The 17125-nt window shown below is 72.5% G+C and carries 15 protein-coding genes; 4 read left to right on the top strand and 11 right to left on the bottom strand.

Going from position 1 to position 17125, the window contains the following annotated elements; translation table 11 throughout:
• Positions 1-149 precede the first annotated feature (149 nt).
• Together P3T34_RS24195 and P3T34_RS24190 are read left to right on the top strand one after the other, a co-directional pair.
• Positions 150-896, top strand: a complete 747-nt coding sequence (locus tag P3T34_RS24195) for a class I SAM-dependent methyltransferase (RefSeq protein ID WP_348534682.1) — start codon at positions 150-152, stop codon at positions 894-896.
• 55 nt (positions 897-951) lie between these two features.
• Positions 952-2727 carry a SpoIIE family protein phosphatase gene (locus P3T34_RS24190; RefSeq protein ID WP_280668143.1) on the top strand — a complete coding sequence of 592 codons (1776 nt, stop codon included), beginning with the start codon at positions 952-954 and terminating at the stop codon, positions 2725-2727.
• Positions 2728-2755: 28 nt separating this feature from the next.
• On the opposite strand, the gene P3T34_RS24185 is transcribed toward P3T34_RS24190, so the two are convergent.
• From P3T34_RS24185 to P3T34_RS24165, 5 genes are all read right to left on the bottom strand, one after another.
• Positions 2756-3511, bottom strand: coding sequence for an SDR family NAD(P)-dependent oxidoreductase (locus tag P3T34_RS24185; RefSeq protein WP_280668142.1), 756 nt, complete (start codon positions 3509-3511; stop codon positions 2756-2758).
• Complete coding sequence (locus tag P3T34_RS24180; protein ID WP_280668141.1) at positions 3508-4872, bottom strand: FAD-binding oxidoreductase; 1365 nt, start codon at positions 4870-4872, stop codon at positions 3508-3510. Before P3T34_RS24180 ends, P3T34_RS24185 begins: the two co-directional genes overlap by 4 nt.
• Complete coding sequence (locus P3T34_RS24175) at positions 4869-5813, bottom strand: decaprenyl-phosphate phosphoribosyltransferase (RefSeq protein ID WP_280668140.1); 945 nt, start codon at positions 5811-5813, stop codon at positions 4869-4871. The genes P3T34_RS24180 and P3T34_RS24175 overlap by 4 nt, the downstream gene beginning before the upstream one ends.
• Complete coding sequence (locus P3T34_RS24170) at positions 5810-7039, bottom strand: phosphodiester glycosidase family protein (protein WP_280668139.1); 1230 nt, start codon at positions 7037-7039, stop codon at positions 5810-5812. Before P3T34_RS24170 ends, P3T34_RS24175 begins: the two co-directional genes overlap by 4 nt.
• Positions 7040-7251: 212 nt before the next feature.
• Positions 7252-8202, bottom strand: coding sequence for a LysR substrate-binding domain-containing protein (locus tag P3T34_RS24165; RefSeq protein WP_280668138.1), 951 nt, complete (start codon positions 8200-8202; stop codon positions 7252-7254).
• A gap of 198 nt (positions 8203-8400) precedes the next feature.
• On the opposite strand from P3T34_RS24165, the gene P3T34_RS24160 reads away from it, so the two are divergent.
• Entirely contained in the window at positions 8401-8952 is a 552-nt protein-coding gene (locus tag P3T34_RS24160; protein ID WP_280668137.1) for a peroxiredoxin, read from the top strand.
• A 4-nt stretch (positions 8953-8956) separates the two neighbouring features.
• The gene (locus P3T34_RS24155; protein ID WP_280668136.1) at positions 8957-9487 is read left to right on the top strand and encodes a carboxymuconolactone decarboxylase family protein; all 531 of its coding nucleotides are present in this window, start codon (positions 8957-8959) and stop codon (positions 9485-9487) included.
• On the opposite strand, the gene P3T34_RS24150 is transcribed toward P3T34_RS24155, so the two are convergent.
• The 6 genes from P3T34_RS24150 to P3T34_RS24125 all read right to left on the bottom strand — a co-directional run bounded on the left by P3T34_RS24150 (position 9484) and on the right by P3T34_RS24125 (position 16786).
• Positions 9484-10224 (bottom strand): hypothetical protein, encoded by a 741-nt coding sequence (locus P3T34_RS24150; RefSeq protein ID WP_280668135.1) that lies wholly within the window; start codon positions 10222-10224, stop codon positions 9484-9486. The two genes, P3T34_RS24155 and P3T34_RS24150, sit on opposite strands and share 4 nt — an antisense overlap.
• Positions 10221-11522 carry an AAA family ATPase gene (locus P3T34_RS24145; protein ID WP_280668134.1) on the bottom strand — a complete coding sequence of 434 codons (1302 nt, stop codon included), beginning with the start codon at positions 11520-11522 and terminating at the stop codon, positions 10221-10223. Before P3T34_RS24145 ends, P3T34_RS24150 begins: the two co-directional genes overlap by 4 nt.
• A gap of 201 nt (positions 11523-11723) precedes the next feature.
• Positions 11724-13037, bottom strand: a complete 1314-nt coding sequence (locus P3T34_RS24140; protein WP_280668133.1) for an AI-2E family transporter — start codon at positions 13035-13037, stop codon at positions 11724-11726.
• Between the two features lie 226 nt (positions 13038-13263).
• Positions 13264-13986, bottom strand: a complete 723-nt coding sequence (locus P3T34_RS24135; RefSeq protein WP_280668132.1) for a transglycosylase SLT domain-containing protein — start codon at positions 13984-13986, stop codon at positions 13264-13266.
• Between the two features lie 396 nt (positions 13987-14382).
• On the bottom strand, positions 14383-15717 hold the full coding sequence (locus tag P3T34_RS24130) for a PhoH family protein (RefSeq protein WP_280668131.1): 1335 nt from the start codon (positions 15715-15717) through the stop codon (positions 14383-14385).
• A 274-nt stretch (positions 15718-15991) separates the two neighbouring features.
• Positions 15992-16786: an isoprenyl transferase gene (locus P3T34_RS24125; protein WP_280668130.1), complete on the bottom strand. Its 795-nt coding sequence runs from the start codon at positions 16784-16786 to the stop codon at positions 15992-15994.
• Positions 16787-17125 lie beyond the last annotated feature (339 nt).

The following is a 17125-nucleotide window of genomic DNA, read 5'->3' as shown; positions in this document are numbered from 1 at the left end:
CATACCGCAGTGATCACGCATATTCTCAGAGGCCAGGTGGCACGTGCGGCGGGCGCGCGCGACCGGCGGAGCGGACGGGGACTGCGAGGAGCGGACGGCCACCGACTGTAGCGGCGGTCGGTGCCACGGTGGAAAGGTGCCTCTCAATCGTGACGACGGGACAGATAACGGACCCTGCCCAGGGCGCGGCGGCCGAGCCGCACCCCCTGGTCTGCCGCAGTGCCGAGCGCGCCCTGCAGGCACTGGCCTTCGACGTGATCGGCTCCCGCTACAGCGAGGCGTTTCCCGCCAAGTCCGGCCAGCTCGCGGCGGGTTGCCGGCTGCTGGCCGAACTCCCGATCGGCTCCCGGGTGCTGGACATCGGCTGCGGAATCGGCGATCCAACCGCCCGCCAACTGGCTGCCGGCGGCCTGGACGTGACGGCCATCGACCTCTCCGACGGCATGCTGAGGCTGGCCCGGCAGAACCTGCCCGAGGCCGCCCGCTACCACCGGATGGACATGTACGACCTCGCCACCGAGCGCGCCGAGCAGGCCTGGGGGCTGCCGGAGCTCGGGCCGGCCGGGGCCGGGCGCTTCGCCGCCGTCACCGCGTTCTTCTCGCTGATCGTGCTGCCGCAACGCGAGATACCGCTGATGCTGGACCGGATCCGGACACTCCTGCGGCCCGGCGGGCTGCTGGCGCTCGGCATGGTGGAGGCCGACCTCGACCACTACCCGCTGCTGTTCCTCGGCCAGGAGATCAGGATCAGCGGCTACCTCCGCGAGGAGCTGGCCCAGCTGCTGCACCAGGCCGGCTTCACCGTGGAGGCGTGCAGCGACCGCCCGTACGCTCCCGCCTGTACCGCGCTGCCGCCGGAGGAACAGCTCTTCCTGCACTGCCGCCGCATCGACTGACCACCCCGAACCCGCCCGACCCGCCGTCACCCTCGACCAGTAAGAACGGGCAGCCGTGCGCGACCTCCCCTCCCCCCAGGCCGGCCAGTCGCCCGCCGTCCCGGCCCAGCGCCGCCCGCCCACCGAACCCGGCGCGCCCGCCCCGCCGCTGAACCTGCGGGTCCGCCAGGCCCTGAACGAACGGCTGGCGTACCTCAACTGGGCCACCCGACGGATCAACGGCACCCTCGACCCGGTCGGCACGGTCCGCAACCTGGTCAAGGTGCTGGTCCCGGCGCTGGCCGACGCCGCGCTCGTCCACCTGCGCGACCCCGTTCCGGCCAGTGAGCGCGACCGCAGCCGTCCGCCGACCGCGCTGCGCCTGCACCGCGCCGAGGGCACCAGGCTGGGCCGGCGCCGGGAGACCGTCACCGCGCGGCCCGGCGGTGCGCTGGCCGAGGTGCTGCTCCAGCAGGCCCTGGTGGGCCCGCTGGTGCTCGGCGGCCGGCGCAGCGAACGGCTGCTGCCGCTCTTCACCGAGCTGTACGGCGCCCGCGCGCTGGCCGGCCTGGCGCGCGGCACCGCACTGCTCGCCCTGCCGCTGCACGGCCGCGGCGCCGTCATCGGACTCCTGGTGCTGATCCGCCGCCCGCGCGCCACCGACGGCAAGCCGGGCCGCTTCGACAGCGCCGACACCCACACCGCCGCCCACCTGGCCACCCTGGCGGGCCTGGCGGTGGACACCGCGCTGCGCTACACCCGCGAGTCGGAGATCGCCGACCAGCTGCAGCGCAGCATGCTGCCCGCCCACCTGCCGCAGCCGCACGGCGTCCGGCTGGCACACCGCTACCTGCCCGCCGAGAGCGACGCCCAGGTCGGCGGCGACTGGTACGACGCGATCCCGCTGCCGGGCAACCGGGTCGCCCTGATCGTCGGCGACGTGATGGGCCACTCGCTCACCTCGGCCGCCGTGATGGGGCAGCTGCGGACCAGCGCGCAGACCCTGGCCGCGCTCGACCTGCCCCCGCACGAGGTGCTCTACCATCTCGACGAACAGGCCCAACGGCTGGGCCGGGAACAGCACTTGGCCACCTGCGTATACGCGGTCTACGACCCGATCGCCAACCGCATCGTGGTCTCCAACGCCGGACACATGCCGCCCGCGCTGATCCACCCCGACGGCCGGGCCGAGCTGCTCGACCTCCCGCCGGGCGCGCCGATCGGCGTCGGCGGGGTCGACTTCTCCTCCGTGGAGCTGCCCGCACCGCCCGGCTCCGCGCTACTGCTCTTCACCGACGGCCTGGTGGAGACCCGTCGGCGCCCGATCAGCAGCGGCCTGGAGCTGCTGCGCGCCCGGCTCTCCACCGCCCACCACCACTCGCCCGAGCAGCTCTGCCAGGAGGCGCTGAAGATCCTTCCGCCGGGCGACCGCGGTGACGACATCGCGCTGCTGGCCGCCTCCTTCGACGGGATCCCGGCCGAGGACGTCGCCTACTGGTACCTCCAGCCGCGGCACGAGACCCCCGGCCGGGCCCGCCGGCTGGCCGGGCACGCGCTGCGCCGCTGGGGCCTGGAGGAGCTCACCGAGAACACCGAGCTGATGGTCAGCGAGCTGGTCACCAACGCCATCCAGCACGCCACCCGCCCGGTCACCCTGCGGCTGGTGCGGACCTCGCACCTGCGCTGCGAGGTCGGCGACGACAGCCCCCAGCTGCCCCGGCGCCGCCCCGCCGGGCCGCAGGACGAGCGGGGCCGCGGCCTGCACCTGGTCGCCAAGTTCGCCGAACGCTGGGGCGCCACCCGGCTCGGCGGCGGCAAGGTCGTCTGGTTCGAGCAGCGGCTGCCCGTCTGAGCCGGCGCGCTCGGACGGGCAGCCGGGCTCAGCGGGGCAGCTTGCGCCAGAGCGGACGGGGGATCAGCCGCATCACGCCGGCCAGCACCCCCATCGAGCGCGGCACCCACACCACCGTCGAGCAGTTCGCCAGCGCCGCGGCGACCGCCGCGCCGACCGCGGCCGCGGTGGTGGACGCCGGGGCCGGCGCCATGCCCGCCGTCATCCGGCCGATCACGAAACCGGGCCGCACCAGCAGCAGCCGCACGCCGCTGCCGTGCAGCGAGTCGGCCAGCCCCCGGGCGAACGCGTCCAGGCCCGCCTTGGCCGCGCCGTACACGTAGTTGGCCTTGCGCGGACGCACCGCCGCGACCGAGGAGAGCACCACGATCATGCCCTGGCGCTGCCTGCGCAGGTGCTGGGCCACCGCCAGCAGCGTGGTGACATGGCCGGTCAGGTTGGTCTCGACGAGCAGCCCGGCGCGCAGCGGGTCCTGGTCCAGCAGCTCCTGGTCGATCAGCACGCCGGCGGCCGAGACCACCAGGTCGACCGGTCCGGCCGCGAAGACCTCGTCGACGAAGCGCTGGTGGCTCTCCAGCGCGGTGGCGTCGTAGTACGCCGTCCGCACCCGGAACGGCAGGTCCGCACCGGCCACGGCCATCCGCTGCTCGTCGCGCCCGGCCAGCACCACCTCGCAGCCGGGCGGCAGGTCGAGTGCGAGCAGGATCTCACGGCCGATCTCGCTGCCGCCGCCGAGCAGCAGCACGCGGCCGGGCACGCGCAGTCGGGCGGGTCGGTGGTTCATCGGCACAGTCCCAGTCTCCGTCCCAGATCGGATCGCATCGTATCGGCGGGGTCGAGCAGCGCCCGGGCAGCGCGCCAGTCCTCCAGCGGGCCGTACATCGCGTCGAAGGCGGTGCGGCTCAGCCGGGCGTCCTTGGCGAGGTAGACCCGGCCGCCGGCGTTCGCCACCCGGCGGTCCAGCTGGTGCAGCAGCTCGTCAAGGCGCGGACCGCCCAGCGGCATGTCCACCGCCAGCGACCAGCCCGGCAGCGGGAAGGAGAGCGGGCCGCCGCGGGCCGGGCCGAAGCGCTTCAGGGTGCCGAGGAAGGGCGCCGCGCCGACCCGCTGCAGGGCCTCAAGGACTTCGGCCACCAGGTGCCGGGCCCGCAGCGGGACGGCGAACTGGTACTGCAGGAAGCCTCGCGGGCCCAGCGAGCGGTTCCACTGGGCGACCGCGTCGAGCCGGTGGAAGAACTCCGGGAAGCCCTGGACGGCGTGCCGTTCGCGCGGCGCGCGGCGGTACCAGAGCTCGTTGAAGGCGCGCGCGGTGAGCGGGTTGAACAGGCCGAGCGGCAGCCGGGGGGCGAGCGGGGCGCTGGTCGGCCCGTAGCGCAGGCCGTCCGGCTCGGCGAGCGGGTGCGGCGCCGGGAGGTGGTCGCCGAGGTCGACGATGCCGCGGCCCAGCGAACGGCCGGTGGCGGTGGTGTCGATCCAGGCGACCGCGTAGCGGCTGGCCGCGGACTCCAACTCGGCCATCAGCGAGTCGAGATCGGGCGCCCGGCGGACGGTCACCCGCATCATCGAGCTGCGGATCCGGATCAGCCGCAGGGTGGCCGCCAGGATGACGCCGGTCAGGCCCATCCCGCCGACCGTGGCGCGAAACGCCGGTCCGTCCGCCTCCACATTCGCCCTGAGCGTGCGCAACTCGCCGTCGCCGCCCAGCAGTTCGATGCTGTCCAGCCAGCGGAAGATGGTCCCGTCGGCCCGCTGGTTCTTGCCGTGCACATCGGCCGCCACCGCGCCGCCGACGGTCAGGTGGCGGGTGCCCGGCAGGACCGGCAGCAGCAGGCCGTGCGGGACGATCAGGGTGAGCAGTTCGGCGAAGGTGGTCGAGCCGGCCACCCGCACCGTCGCGGCGGCGGTGTCGAGTTCGATCCGGGAGGCCGTCGCGGGGGCGAGCACCAGGCCGCCGGCGTTCTGCGCGGCGTCCCCGTAGCTGCGGCCGGCGCCGCGGGCGAGCAGGCCACGATCGGGCCGCCCGGCGATCAACTCCCGTAGCGCGCCCGGCTCCAGCGGCCCGACCACCCGGGAGACGCTGGCGGTGGTGCGGCCCCAGCCCTGCAGCAGGCGGTCCGGCGACGTTGCCCTGACCACGGGGGTCATCCACGCATCCCCACCACGAAGAGGGCCAACCACAGCACTTCGCAACCCAGCATAGGTCCGTCCCTGGTGATCAGATCCTCGACCCGGGTCATCGTCGCCCGCGCGGTGAGCCGGTCGAAGCGGGCCAGCGCGGCGGCCAGCGGAACGGCCGTGACCAGATGCCAACCGACCGCCCAGGGCGAGCCGTTGAGCAGCGCCCAGCCGAGGTAGGCGCCGATCATCGCGGCGCTCACCAGGCGCTGCGCGAACCGCAGGCCGGTCGGCGTGTAGCCGCGCAGGCAGGGCCGGTGCCCGGCCGCGCCCGCCCCGAGGCCGGCGAGTTCGGTGTACCGCTTGGCGATGGCCACCAGCAGCGCGCCCAGGCTGCAGACCAGCACGAACCAGCCCGACGGCGCCACCCGCGCGGCGGCCGCGCCACCGAGCGCCCGCAGCACGAACCCCGAGGCCACCACGGTCAGTTCGAGCACCGGGATGTGCTTGAGGGTGGCCGAGTAGAGGAACGAGATGGCCAGGTAGCCGGTGACCGTGGCGACCAGCCCGGCGCTGCCGATCGCGAGTCCGCCGGCCTCGGCCAGCAGCACGAAGGCGACCGCGATCGCCACCGCCTGCCCGGTGCCGAGTTGGCCGGCCGCGATCGGCCTGGTGCGCTTGCTCGGGTGGCGCCGGTCGCGCTCGACGTCCACCACGTCGTTGACGAAGTAGACGGCGCAGGAGGCCATCGTGAAGACGCCGAACGCGACCAGTGCGTAGGCCAGTCCGTCGGCCCGCCCGCGCGAGGCGCCGGCCACCGGCGCGGCGAACACCAGCAGGTTCTTGGGCCACTGGCGCGGCCGGGAGGTGCGCAGCACCGCGAGCGGCCAGCCGACCCAGACCGGCCGGGTGGCGAGCTGGACGGGATCGGCGAACTCCGGTGCCGGGAGCACCGGGGGCTGCGCGGTCATCGGGCGTACACCGCGGTGAAGTCGCGGCTGGTCGGCTCGAAGTAGCGCTCGGCCGGGCGCTCCTGGTCAGGGAGCAGCTTGACCGGCGTCGGGTCCTGAGGGTCGGATCCGGGCTGGTAGTAGTTGAAGGACATCCAGGCCGGGTTGATGTCCAGCTGCATCGCCTCCACGCAGCCGGCCTGCTGCAGCAGGTTCGCCAGCGTGCGGACCGACAGCGCCGGACCGTAGACGAAGACCAGCCGCCCGTCCGCGGTGACCCCGACCCCGGAGCGCCAGACGAAGTACGCGCCGCCGATGGTCAGGCCCCAGCCGCTCTCGATGTGGCTGTCGACGTCGTCCGGCACGGCGGCCTGGTCGACGATGACGCGCAGGTTCTGCCGCACCCCGACCACATCCGGGCTCATCTCGACGCCGTTGTCCCAACTACCCACCGTGGCATGGCCGTCCTTGTAGAAGACCAGCGAGGCCGCGCCGGAGGTCAGCGTGCCGTGGGTGACACCGTTGAGGAAGAAGCCGCCGCGTGCCTCGTTGACGTTGACCTTGAAGCCGCCGTTGAAGCTGGCCAGCAGCCCGGCACGCTGGTCCGGCGGGATGTTCGGCGGCACGCCCCAGTTGTCAGGGCCGGGGTCGTCGGTGCCCGGGTGGAGCTGGAAGCGCACCAGCCGCGGGTCCATCGAGACCACGCCGGCCAGGTAGGAGGTGTGCGTGGCATCGGGGCGCAGCTCGGCGGCCTGGATGGCGGGCGTGCCGCGGACACTGCTGAGCACCCGCCAGGCGCCCTCGCCCGGCAGCGGGTCGCCGGCCGGGCTGGTGAGCGGTGCCAGCTCGATCGGCGGCAGGGCCGGGGTGGGTGCATGGCTGGCGGGGTCGACCGTGGTGGCCAGCGGGGCCTGCGGCCCGCCGATGGCGATGCTCGGCCGGCCGCCGACCCTCGGCGGGCTCATCTTGTACTGGGCCGTCTCCAGCATCGTCACCATCGGGCCGAGGTGGTGGTCGCGCCCCCACTCGGCCAGCCGGGCGGCCGTGCTGTCGTTGCCGGGGGCGAGCAGCGCGCCGCCCACCGACCAGCTGAGCCAGGCCAGGAAGGCGGCGAACACCGCCAGGATCACCCGCACCGTCGGTCTGGCGAGCAGCCGGCGCAGCCGGCCGGGCGGGCGACGTACGGGATCGGCGGACGCGCCCGCGCCGACGTCCTGATCCGGATCGGGTTTGGTCGACGGTGCCACGCCACTTACTCCCTGCCGCTCGAACTCTCTGGCCTCGCTCATGCTCACGCCGTGGCGCGCGGGCGGCCACGCGGCGGCGGGGCGTAATCGGCTGGTCAGCAGGCTGATGGAGTGTCGAGAGAGAGGCTCAAGGGGCCCGAGAGGAAAGGGAGTTGAACAATGATCAGACAATAAGGAGAAAACCCCGGACGGTTACTCCGTCAGACGGATCCTCAGCTGACGATCCGCACGGGAAGGTCGGCCAGTACCTCGCGCAGGGAGTCGGCGAAGCGGTCGTACTCGGCACTGCGGGCCGAGCCGGGGCGGGTGGCCAGGCCGATCCGGCGGCCGGGCGCGGGGGCGCTGAAGTGCACCGCGGCGAGCCGGTCGGTGCGGCCAGCCTCGACCTCCAGCGCGGTGGCGGGCAGCAGGGTGACGCCCAGACCGCCGGCCACCAGCTGCACCAGGGTGGAGAGCCCGGCCGCCCGGGTACTGCCGCCGCCGGCCTCGGCGCCGACCTCGCGGCACAGGTCGAGCGCCTGGTCGCGCAGGCAGTGCCCCTCTTCGAGCAGCAGCACGTCCAGATCGAGCAGGACGTCCCGGGGCACGTCGACGCGCCCGGCCAGCGCGTGCTCGGGCGGCGTGACCAGCACGAAGTCCTCGTCGAACAGCGGGATGTCGCGGGTCGGCGAGGAGCCGCCGGCGGGCAGCGCGAGCAGCAGCAGGTCGAGGCGCCCGGCGGCCAGGCCCTCGAGCAGCGAGGGGGTGCGTTCCTCGTGGACGTGCAGTTCGAGATCCGGGTAGCCGTCGCGGACCAGCCGCAGCACGGCCGGCAGCAGGTACGGCGCGACGGTGGGGATCACCCCGAGGTGCAGCGGCCCGGTGAACGGGCGCCGGGCGGCCTCGACCTCCCCCGTCAGGTCCTGCAGGGCGCCGAGCACCCGGCGCGCGTGCTCGGCCACGCGCTCCCCCAGGGAGGTGATGATGACCTTGCGCGTCGTACGCTCGACGAGCTGCGCCCCGAGCGCCTCCTCCAGCGCGGCCACCGCCCCGGAGAGCGCCGGCTGGCTGGTGCCGATCGCCGCGGCGGCGTCGCGGAAGTGCCGGTGCTCAGCCACCGCGACGAAAGCGCGCAGCTGGGAGACGGTGGGCGTGCGGGTGGCGCGGGCTGTGGCGCTCGCCACACCCGCCTCAGGTTTACGCGGTCGCTCCGTGCGCGGCCTGCGGTACTCGGTACTGATAGCTCTCTCCGATCAGATATCACGAGTCTAGCTATTTCACTGATCAGTGCGCGCTGTGTCACTGTGGATCACGTCGGGATTCCGCCGAACCATAGGCAATTCGGACATTTACCCTCACTTCCTAACCCAGGAGAAGCGAACGTGCTGACGATCGGTGACAAGTTCCCCGAGTTCGAACTCAAGGCCTGCGTCGACCTCGACGCCGCGAAGGCGTTCGCCGACATCGACCACAAGTCCTACGAGGGCAAGTGGAAGATCGTTTTCTTCTGGCCGATGGACTTCACCTTCGTCTGCCCGACCGAGATCGCCGCGTTCGGCAAGCTGAACGAGGAGTTCGCTGACCGCGACGCGCAGATCCTGGGCGTCTCCGGCGACTCCGAGTTCGTCCACCACGCCTGGCGCAAGGACCACGCCGACCTGCGTGACCTGCCCTTCCCGATGCTGGCCGACATCAAGCACGAGCTGATGCGCGCCTGCGGCGTCGAGGCCGAGGACGGCACCGCCCAGCGCGCCGTCTTCATCGTGGACCCGAACAACGAGATCCAGTTCACCATGGTGACCGCCGGTTCCGTCGGCCGGAACCCGAAGGAGGTCCTGCGGGTGCTGGACGCCCTGCAGACCGACGAGCTGTGCCCGTGCAACTGGACCAAGGGCGAGGCCACCCTGGACGCCGGCGCCCTGCTGGCCGGCTGATCCGATGGCTCTCGACGAACTGAAGTCGGCGCTGCCGGACTACGCCAAGGACCTCAAGCTCAACCTGAGCGCGGTCATCGGCAACTCCGACCTGCCGGCCCAGCAGCTCTGGGGCACCGTGCTCTCCTGCGCGATGGCCACCGGCAGCAAGCCCGTGCTGAGCGAGCTGGAGCCGCAGGCCAAGGAGCTCCTCTCGGCGGAGGCGTACACCGCCGCCAAGGCCGCCGCCGCCGTCATGGCGATGAACAACGTCTACTACCGCACGCTGCACCTGCTCTCCGACAAGGAGTACGGGAACCTGCGGACCGGACTGCGGATGAACGTCATCGGCAACCCGGGCGTCGAGAAGATCGACTTCGAGCTGTGGAGCTTCGCGGTCTCCGCGATCAACGGCTGCGGCCAGTGCCTCGACTCGCACGAGCAGGTGCTGCGCAAGGCCGGCGTCGAGCGTGAGGTCATCCAGGCCGCCGCGAAGATCGCCGCGATCGTGCAGGCCGTGGCGTCCGTGCTGGACGCCGAGGCGGCGCTCGCCTAGTCGGTTCGGTTGTTGAAGGGGCTTCGCTCGGGTGAGCGGGGCCCCTTCAACACGTGCAGGCCCGCCACCGTCTCCGCGCCGAAGATCAGCGCGGCGCGGGGCGCGGTGTGCAGCCGCAGCATCTCGTAGAGCACGTCCGCGAACGGCTGGACGGCCAGCGCGTGCGCGACGGCGGCGGCCTCGGCGCGCTCGCCCTGCGCGGTGGTCCGGGCCAGGTCGCGCAGCATCGAGCGGCAGCGGACGTACGCCTGGGCCCGGCCGCGCTCCAGCACCGGGCGGTCCAGGCCGAAGACGGTGATCGTCTCGTGCCCCTTGGGGGTGCGCGGCCGGTAGGCGCCGGTGGCCAGGGTCAGCGCCAGGTGGTCGGCGGGCTCGTCGCTGGTCGGGTCGATCAGCAGGGCCGAGCCGTGCCGGTCGGTCGGGTAGCGGTCGCGCTTCTGGTTGCTGTTGCAGAAGGCGCAGGCCCACAGGTGGTTGAGCCAGTCGAAGGCGCGCAGCGGGGCCAGCGCGATCGGCTGGAAGTGGTCGATGCTGGTGCCCTCGCTGTCGCCGCAGTACATGCAGCGCGAGAGGCCGGCCGCCATCGCGACCAGGTGGACGCTCAGGTCCCGCCGCACCGTGCGGCTGTCGCGCCACAACTCCCGGGCGCCGCCGCCGCGGTCGGCCAGCCGCTCGGTGCGGGCGGCCATCCGGGCGGACAGCTCCTCGGGCAGCGGCCCGCGCTGCAGCGGGATCACCCGCGTCTGCCCAGCCGCGCGGAGACCTCGTCGACCCGGGCCGAGAGCGAGCTCATCAGCCGCTCGCTCAGCTCCTGGTACTCCGCGAGCTCGTCGTCGCTGGAGTCACCGGCCAGCACCCGGCCCTCGATGTCGCCGAGCCGGCGGCGGGCGTCCTCGGCCCGGTCGGAGTAGGGCGACTCCAGGCCGAAGAGCTCGGAGAGCACCGCGTCGTCCCCGCTGCCGTAGACGATCCGGCGGTAGAGCTCCTCGCTGACCGGCTGCGGTGGGAAGTCCTCGTCCACACCCGCTATCCGGATCAGCCCACCCGGGTCGGCAGCCTGGCAGATATACGGACTGTGCGTCGAGACGATGAACTGCACCAGCGGGAAGTGCGCCTTGAGCCAGGGCCCGATCCGCTGCTGCCAGCTGACGTGCAGATGGGCGTCGATCTCGTCGATCAGCACCACCCCGGGCAGCGCCACGGCTCCGGCCTCGTCCAGCGGGAGCAGGCCGTAGGCGGACTGGAACTGGCGGACCAGGTCGAGCACCAGGGCGGCGACCGTGCGGTAGCCGTCGCTCATCTCCCGGAGCGGGAAGTCGGGCCCGTCGACTCTGCGGACCCATAGGCCGTCGGAGTCGACCTTGGCGACGGTGTAGCCGTCGGGCAGCAGACCGTCCGAGAGCAGCGCGCTCACCACGTCGAGCGCCTGCTGCGCGCCCGGGCGGCCCTCCAGGCGGCGGACGTGCTGGTCGACCAGCCAGGAGACGCCCTCGGCGAGTGAGGCCTCCTCGTGGAAGAGCGTGGCGAGCCGGCCGACCGGGCCGGCCGAGAGCATCAGCCGCTGGCTCTCGCCCGCGCCGCCGAGCAGCCGGCGGAACGGGCCGTAGCCGGCGAAGAACCAGCCGCGCGGGTTCTCCGCCCAGGGGCCGCGCTCGGGGTTGGGCGAGCCGAAGGTGGTCAGCTCCGGGCGCGGGCCGCCCGGCGGCAGCGTCCAGCGCAGGCCGAGCCGAAGATCGTACTTAGGTGCCTTGCCGCTGCCCGCGAGCCGGTCCACCGACCAGTCGGGGCGCACGAAGGCCTGCACCCACCCGGTGCTCTCCCCCGCCGTGATCCACCCGGAGAAGTCGCTGACCAGGCTGCGCGCCACCGACGGCCCGCCGAGCGCCAGCGCGAGCGCGCGCAGCAGCGTCGTCTTGCCGGCGCCGTTACGCCCCGCCAGCACCGTCCAACCCGCCTGCGGCAGCTCCAACTGGCGCACCTCGCGCGCCGGCGTGAAACCCCGGATACCCGAGATGCCCAGCCTGGTCACATACATGACGCCATGTTAGACCGCCCGGCAATCGGTGGGTGGAAGAAGGAGCGGGGTCCGGGCCGAGTCTGGGCGGTGCCGACGAGGGAGCCACTGCGGAGCTGAGGGCCCCTCCTGCCCGTTGCCGGGCAAGGAGGGAGACTGAGGAGAAGCCGTCCAGGCGACAGCCCGGGCGTCGCGACGCCGCCCACCGATTGCCGGGCGGTCTCAAGCGTGGGCAGGCTCCGGCGGGGAGGTGTCGTGCGGAGCCGCTGCTTCCTGGGCCGCCTCCAGGGCCACGAAGACCTCGTTGCCCGCCGCGTGGCGCCGGCGCAGGTGACCCACCACGGTGTTGGTGACGGCGATCAGCGGCACCGCGACGATCGCCCCGCCGATCCCGCCGATGATCGAGCCGGACGCCACGCCCAGCACCACGCCCAGCGGGTGCACCCGCACCGCGCGGCCCAGGATCAGCGGCTGCAGCAGATGCCCCTCCAGCTGCTGCACCGCGATCAGCACCACCAGCACCAGGCCGGCCGTGGTGACGTCCTTGGTCACCAGCGCGACCAGCACCGCCAGGGTCCCGGTCACCAGCGCGCCGACCAGCGGCACGAAGGCGCCCAGGAAGATGATCACCGCCAGCGGCAGCGCCAGCGGCACACCGAGCAGTTGGATGCCGATGCCGATGCACAGCGCGTCGATGAAGGCGACGAAGACGGTGCCCCGGACGTACGCGGTAAGGGTGGCCCAGGCCTTCGGACCGGCGCCGGCCATCGCGTAGCGGGACTGCTGCGGCAGCGCGCGCAGCATCCAACTCCAGATCTGCGCGCCGTCGTAGAGCAGGAAGAAGGTGGTGAAGACGGCCAGCAGCACGCCGGTCAGCACCTCGATGGCGATGCTGACGCCGGTGAAGCCGAGTGAGGTTATCTGCTGGGCGTTGGTGCCGATCGCGGTCTGGATCTGGTGGGTGAACTCGGTGATCTGCTGCTGGGTCACATGCATCGGGCCGTGGATCATCCAGTCCCGCAGCTTCGCCACGCCCCGCTGGGCCTGGTGCGAGACGTTGTCCAGATTGCTGGTGACCTGCCAGATCACGAACCAGCCGACCAGGCCGATGCCGGCCAGTCCGCTGAGGAAGGTGCCGGCCGCGGCCAGCGAGCGCGGGACGCCGTGCCGGCGCAGCCAGGAGACGGTGGGTTCGAGCAGCGCGGAGACCAGCAGGCCGGCCAGGATCGCGAAGGCGACCAGCCGCAGCATGTCGACCACCGAGAAGATCACATAGAGTGCGCCGCCCAGCAGCAGCAGCCGCCAGGTGGACTCGGCGGCGACCCGCAGCCCCCAGGGCACCGCGTCGGCGGGGGTGGCCGGGCGGCCCAGCGTGGGCGCGCGGCCGGACGGGACGTAACCGTGCTCCGCGGCCGGCTCGACCGGGCGCGCCGCCGGGACCCGCACGGGGTCGTCGATCTCCGGCTCGATCTGCTCGGTGGCGGCCCGCCGGCGCTCCTCGAGTCCGGCCGCGGCGCGGGCCGCGACCGACGCCATGGCCCGCAGCGCCTTGGGGCCTCGTTGCCCTCCCCTTGCCATCTGTGCTCCGCCTCCCGGTCGCGCCCGTGATTCTCAGGGATGACGCTACCCGGGGCCGGGGCCGATCATGGCACGGGGGGCTTGCGGGCCTCTCCCGCTCCGGACCCTGGTCGCCTGGTCGCCGAAACGCCGAACGCCCCCGACCGGTGGGGTCGGGGGCGTTCGGACGGACTTCTAGTACCAGCTAGTACCAGCTGTGGGCCTGCCAGAAGGACCAGGCACCGCACGGGCTGCCGTAACGGTCGTTCATGTAGCCGAGTCCCCACTTGATCTGGGTCGCCGGGTTGGTCTGCCAGTCCGCGCCGGCCGAGGCCATCTTGGAACCGGGCAGCGCCTGGACCAGGCCGTAGGCACCGGAGGGGTTCCGGGCGGTGTAGTTCCAGCCGCTCTCGCGCGTCACGATGTTGCTGAAGCACTGGAACTGGGTGCCGTCCATCATCCCGGCCGCGATGGCCTGGACCGAGCCCGCGCTGAACGAGGACGCGGGCGGCGCCGAGGCCGAGTCGGCCGTGGCCGACATCGCCGACGTGGCCTTGGCCCGAGCAGCGGCGGCGGCATCGGCCGCGGCCTTGTCGGCGGCAGCCTTGGCGGCGTCCGCTGCGGCCTTGTCCGCGGCAGCCTTGGCCTGTGCGTCGGCAGCCGCCTTCAGACGGGCCGCCTCCTCGGCGGCCTTCTGTGCGGCCGCGTCGGCAGCGGCCTGCTGCGCGGTGGACTGGGTGACGAAGTTGTCGCTGACCGTCTGCGCCTGGGCTGCTGAGGGGACGTCGGCGAGCAGAGTCGCGCCTGCGACTTCAGTCGCCTGCGGGCTCGTCGCCTCGCTGCCCGAGGCCACACCCACGACGGCACCGACTGCGGTGACGGCGGTGGCGGAGGCCACAGCAACTCCCCGGACCGAGATCCGAGTCACATGGTTTCCTTCCAGCGTCGCCCACGCGTGACCGTGAAGGCGCAACATGCCCCTGGTCGCTGGCCTCCATCGGTGCTGGTCACGGGAGGCGCTGGCCCGGCGCCCACCCCCTGACTACCGGGTGCGGGCGAGTGATTCGGGCGGCGTACGGTCCTTCGCTTTTCAGTTGTCGCCCAACAGGTGGGCCGTACGCGGGGCCTGACAGAACCCTCACCATGCCGCAAGGGGACGCGCGTGCGCAATTCCCGGTTGCGTGGCGAAGCTCACATCCTGCGCCGCGACAAGAATTGGCCACTCACTGGACAGCGAGCGGTGCGATGTGATGACGATCCGCCCGACGCCGGGAGAACTCCCGGTGCCGGGCGGATCGTTCGCGGCCGCACTGACTGGGACGGCCTACGGCTGGATGTCCTCCAGCAGCTCGGTCACCAGCGCCGCGATGGGCGAACGCTCGGACCGGGTCAAGGTGATGTGTGCGAAGAGCGGATGCCCCTTCAGCTTCTCCACCACCGCGACCACCCCGTCGTAGCGGCCGACCCGGAGGTTGTCCCGCTGCGCCACGTCGTGGGTGAGCACCACCCGCGAGCCCGAGCCGATCCGGGAGAGCACCGTCAGCAGCACGTTGCGCTCCAACGACTGCGCCTCGTCCACGATCACGAAGGCATCGTGCAGCGAGCGGCCCCGGATATGGGTGAGCGGCAGCACCTCCAGCATCCCGCGGGAGATCACCTCTTCGATCACCGCCGGCGTGGTGACGGCCGACAGGGTGTCGAAGACCGCCTGCGCCCAGGGGCTCATCTTCTCGTGCTCCGAGCCCGGCAGGTAGCCCAGCTCCTGGCCACCCACCGCGTACAGCGGCCGGAAGACCATCACCTTGCGGTGCTGCCGGCGCTCCAGCACGGCCTCCAGACCCGCGCAGAGCGCGAGCGCCGACTTGCCGGTGCCGGCTCGGCCGCCGAGCGAGACGATCCCGACCTCGGGATCGAGCAGCACGTCCAGCGCGACCCGCTGTTCGGCGCTGCGGCCGCGCAGCCCGAACGCCTCGCGGTCGCCGCGGACCAGCCGGACCCGGCCGTCCCCGGTCACCCGGCCCAGCGCCCGACCGCGCTCCGAGGTGAGCACCAGGCCGGTGTGCACCGGCAGCTCCTCGGCGCCGTCGATCTCCACCGAGGCCTCGTGCGGGGCACCGAAGAGCTCGTCCACCTGATCGCCGGAGACGGGCAGTTCGGACATTCCGGTCCACCCGGAGGTGATGGCCAGCTCGGCGCGGTACTCCTCGGCGAGCAGGCCGACCGCGCTGGCCTTGATCCGCATCGGCAGGTCCTTGGAGACGACGGTGACGTCGTACCCCTCGGCCTGCAGGTTGCGGGCGACCGCGAGGATCCGGGTGTCGGCCTCGCCGCCGCCGAGCCGGTAGCCGGCCGGCAGCACTGAGGTGTCCGAGTGGTTGAGCTCCACCCGGATCGAGCCGCCGGTGTCGCCCACCGGGATCGGCTCGTCGAGTCGGCCGTAGCGGACCCGGTAGTCGTCGAGCAGGCGCAGGGCCTGGCGGGCGAAGTAACCCAGCTCGGGATGGTGGCGCTTGGCTTCCAGCTCGGTGACCACCACCACCGGGAGCACCACCTCGTGCTCCTCGAAACGCGTCATGGCGAGTGGATCTGCGAGGAGCACGCTGGTGTCGAGGACGTACGTGCGCCGGTCTGGCGTCCGGCGGCTCTTGGAACTGACCACTAGGCCTCCAGGGCGGGCGACCCTGCGTCACCCGCGGCTCACCGGCCCCCGCGACCCCGATGGTCAGGATGCCGGTCTGGCAGTTGTATTCCCTGACGGGGGGCCGTGCATGCCCGCGTAAGCGAACTCACGGATCACTACGGATGAACGTTTGCCCCGAGTGGCCAGTGGGGTAGGTGGGACGAACGGCGGGACGCCTTCGCGCTGTTCGCGCCCTGTTCGCGCCCTGTCCGCCTGGGAGTTGACTGGGAGTTGACCAGGGGTTTGCTGGACGTCAGCCGCCGTAGCGGCGGTTGCGCTCCCCGTAGTCCCGCAGCGCGCGGAGGAAGTCGACCTTGCGGAAGGCCGGCCAGTGCGCCTCGCAGAAGTAGAACTCGCTGTGCGCGCTCTGCCAGAGCAGGAAGCCCGAGAGCCGCTGCTCGCCCGAGGTGCGGATCACCAGGTCCGGGTCCGGCTGGCCCTTGGTGTAGAGGTGCTCGGCGATGTGCTCGACGTCCAGGATCTCGGCCAGCTCCTCGATCGAGGTGCCGCGCTCGGCGTGCTCCTGGAGCAGCGAGCGGACGGCGTCGGCGATCTCGTGCCGACCGCCGTAGCCCACCGCCACGTTGACCGTGATGCCTTCGAGGTGCGCGGTGGACTGGGCGGCGTTCTTGAGGATCTCGGCGGTCTGCGGCGGCAGCAGGTCCAGCGCGCCGACCGGGCGGATCTTCCAGCGCTTGGCCTCGGCGAGGCCGGTCACCGCGTCCTCGATGATCCGCAGCAGCGGGACGAGCTGCTCGGGCGGGCGGGAGAGGTTGTCGGTGGAGAGCATCCAGAGGGTGACGACCTCGACCTTGGTCTCGTCGCACCAGCCGAGGAACTCGGTGATCTTGTCCGCGCCGCGGCGGTGGCCGTAGTCCGGGGAGTTGCCACCCGCCTTGGCCCAGCGGCGGTTGCCGTCCAGGATCACGCCGACGTGGTGCGGAGTGCGGGCGAGGTGCGCCTCGACCCGCTGGCCGTAGAGGTTGTACATGCCGCCCAGCAGGGTTCGCAGACCCGGTGTGCGGTCGACGATGTCGCGCAGACCCATGACTTTCGGCCCCTCCGAGCTCGTACCCCCCTGGCCCCCGGCCCTCACTGCCATGGGTCCGGAGGAAGCCTACTCCCGCCCTGGCAAGGAAGAAAACAGCAGGTAGGAAGCATCAAAACACGGTCGGTCAGCGGCCGTGGCGGTGTGGCCGCGGTCACAGTGGGGCCGGACACGACCAGGTCTCCGATTCCTTAAGGGAGTCGTAAGGCGGCAGATCGGTCCTTGACGCATGCCATTGGTCTAGTCCAGCTTGTTCGTCAAGCGGTTGAGCACTCAACCGCTTGCCTCTCAGCTTGTGCTGCCCCCCACACACGGGCCGCCGCGACCCCCACCGCGGCG

This window comes from Kitasatospora sp. MAP12-44 (assembly GCF_029892095.1).
GTDB lineage: Bacteria > Actinomycetota > Actinomycetes > Streptomycetales > Streptomycetaceae > Kitasatospora.
Note: the sequence above shows the minus strand (reverse complement) of the source record. Positions and strands in the feature narration are given on the sequence as shown.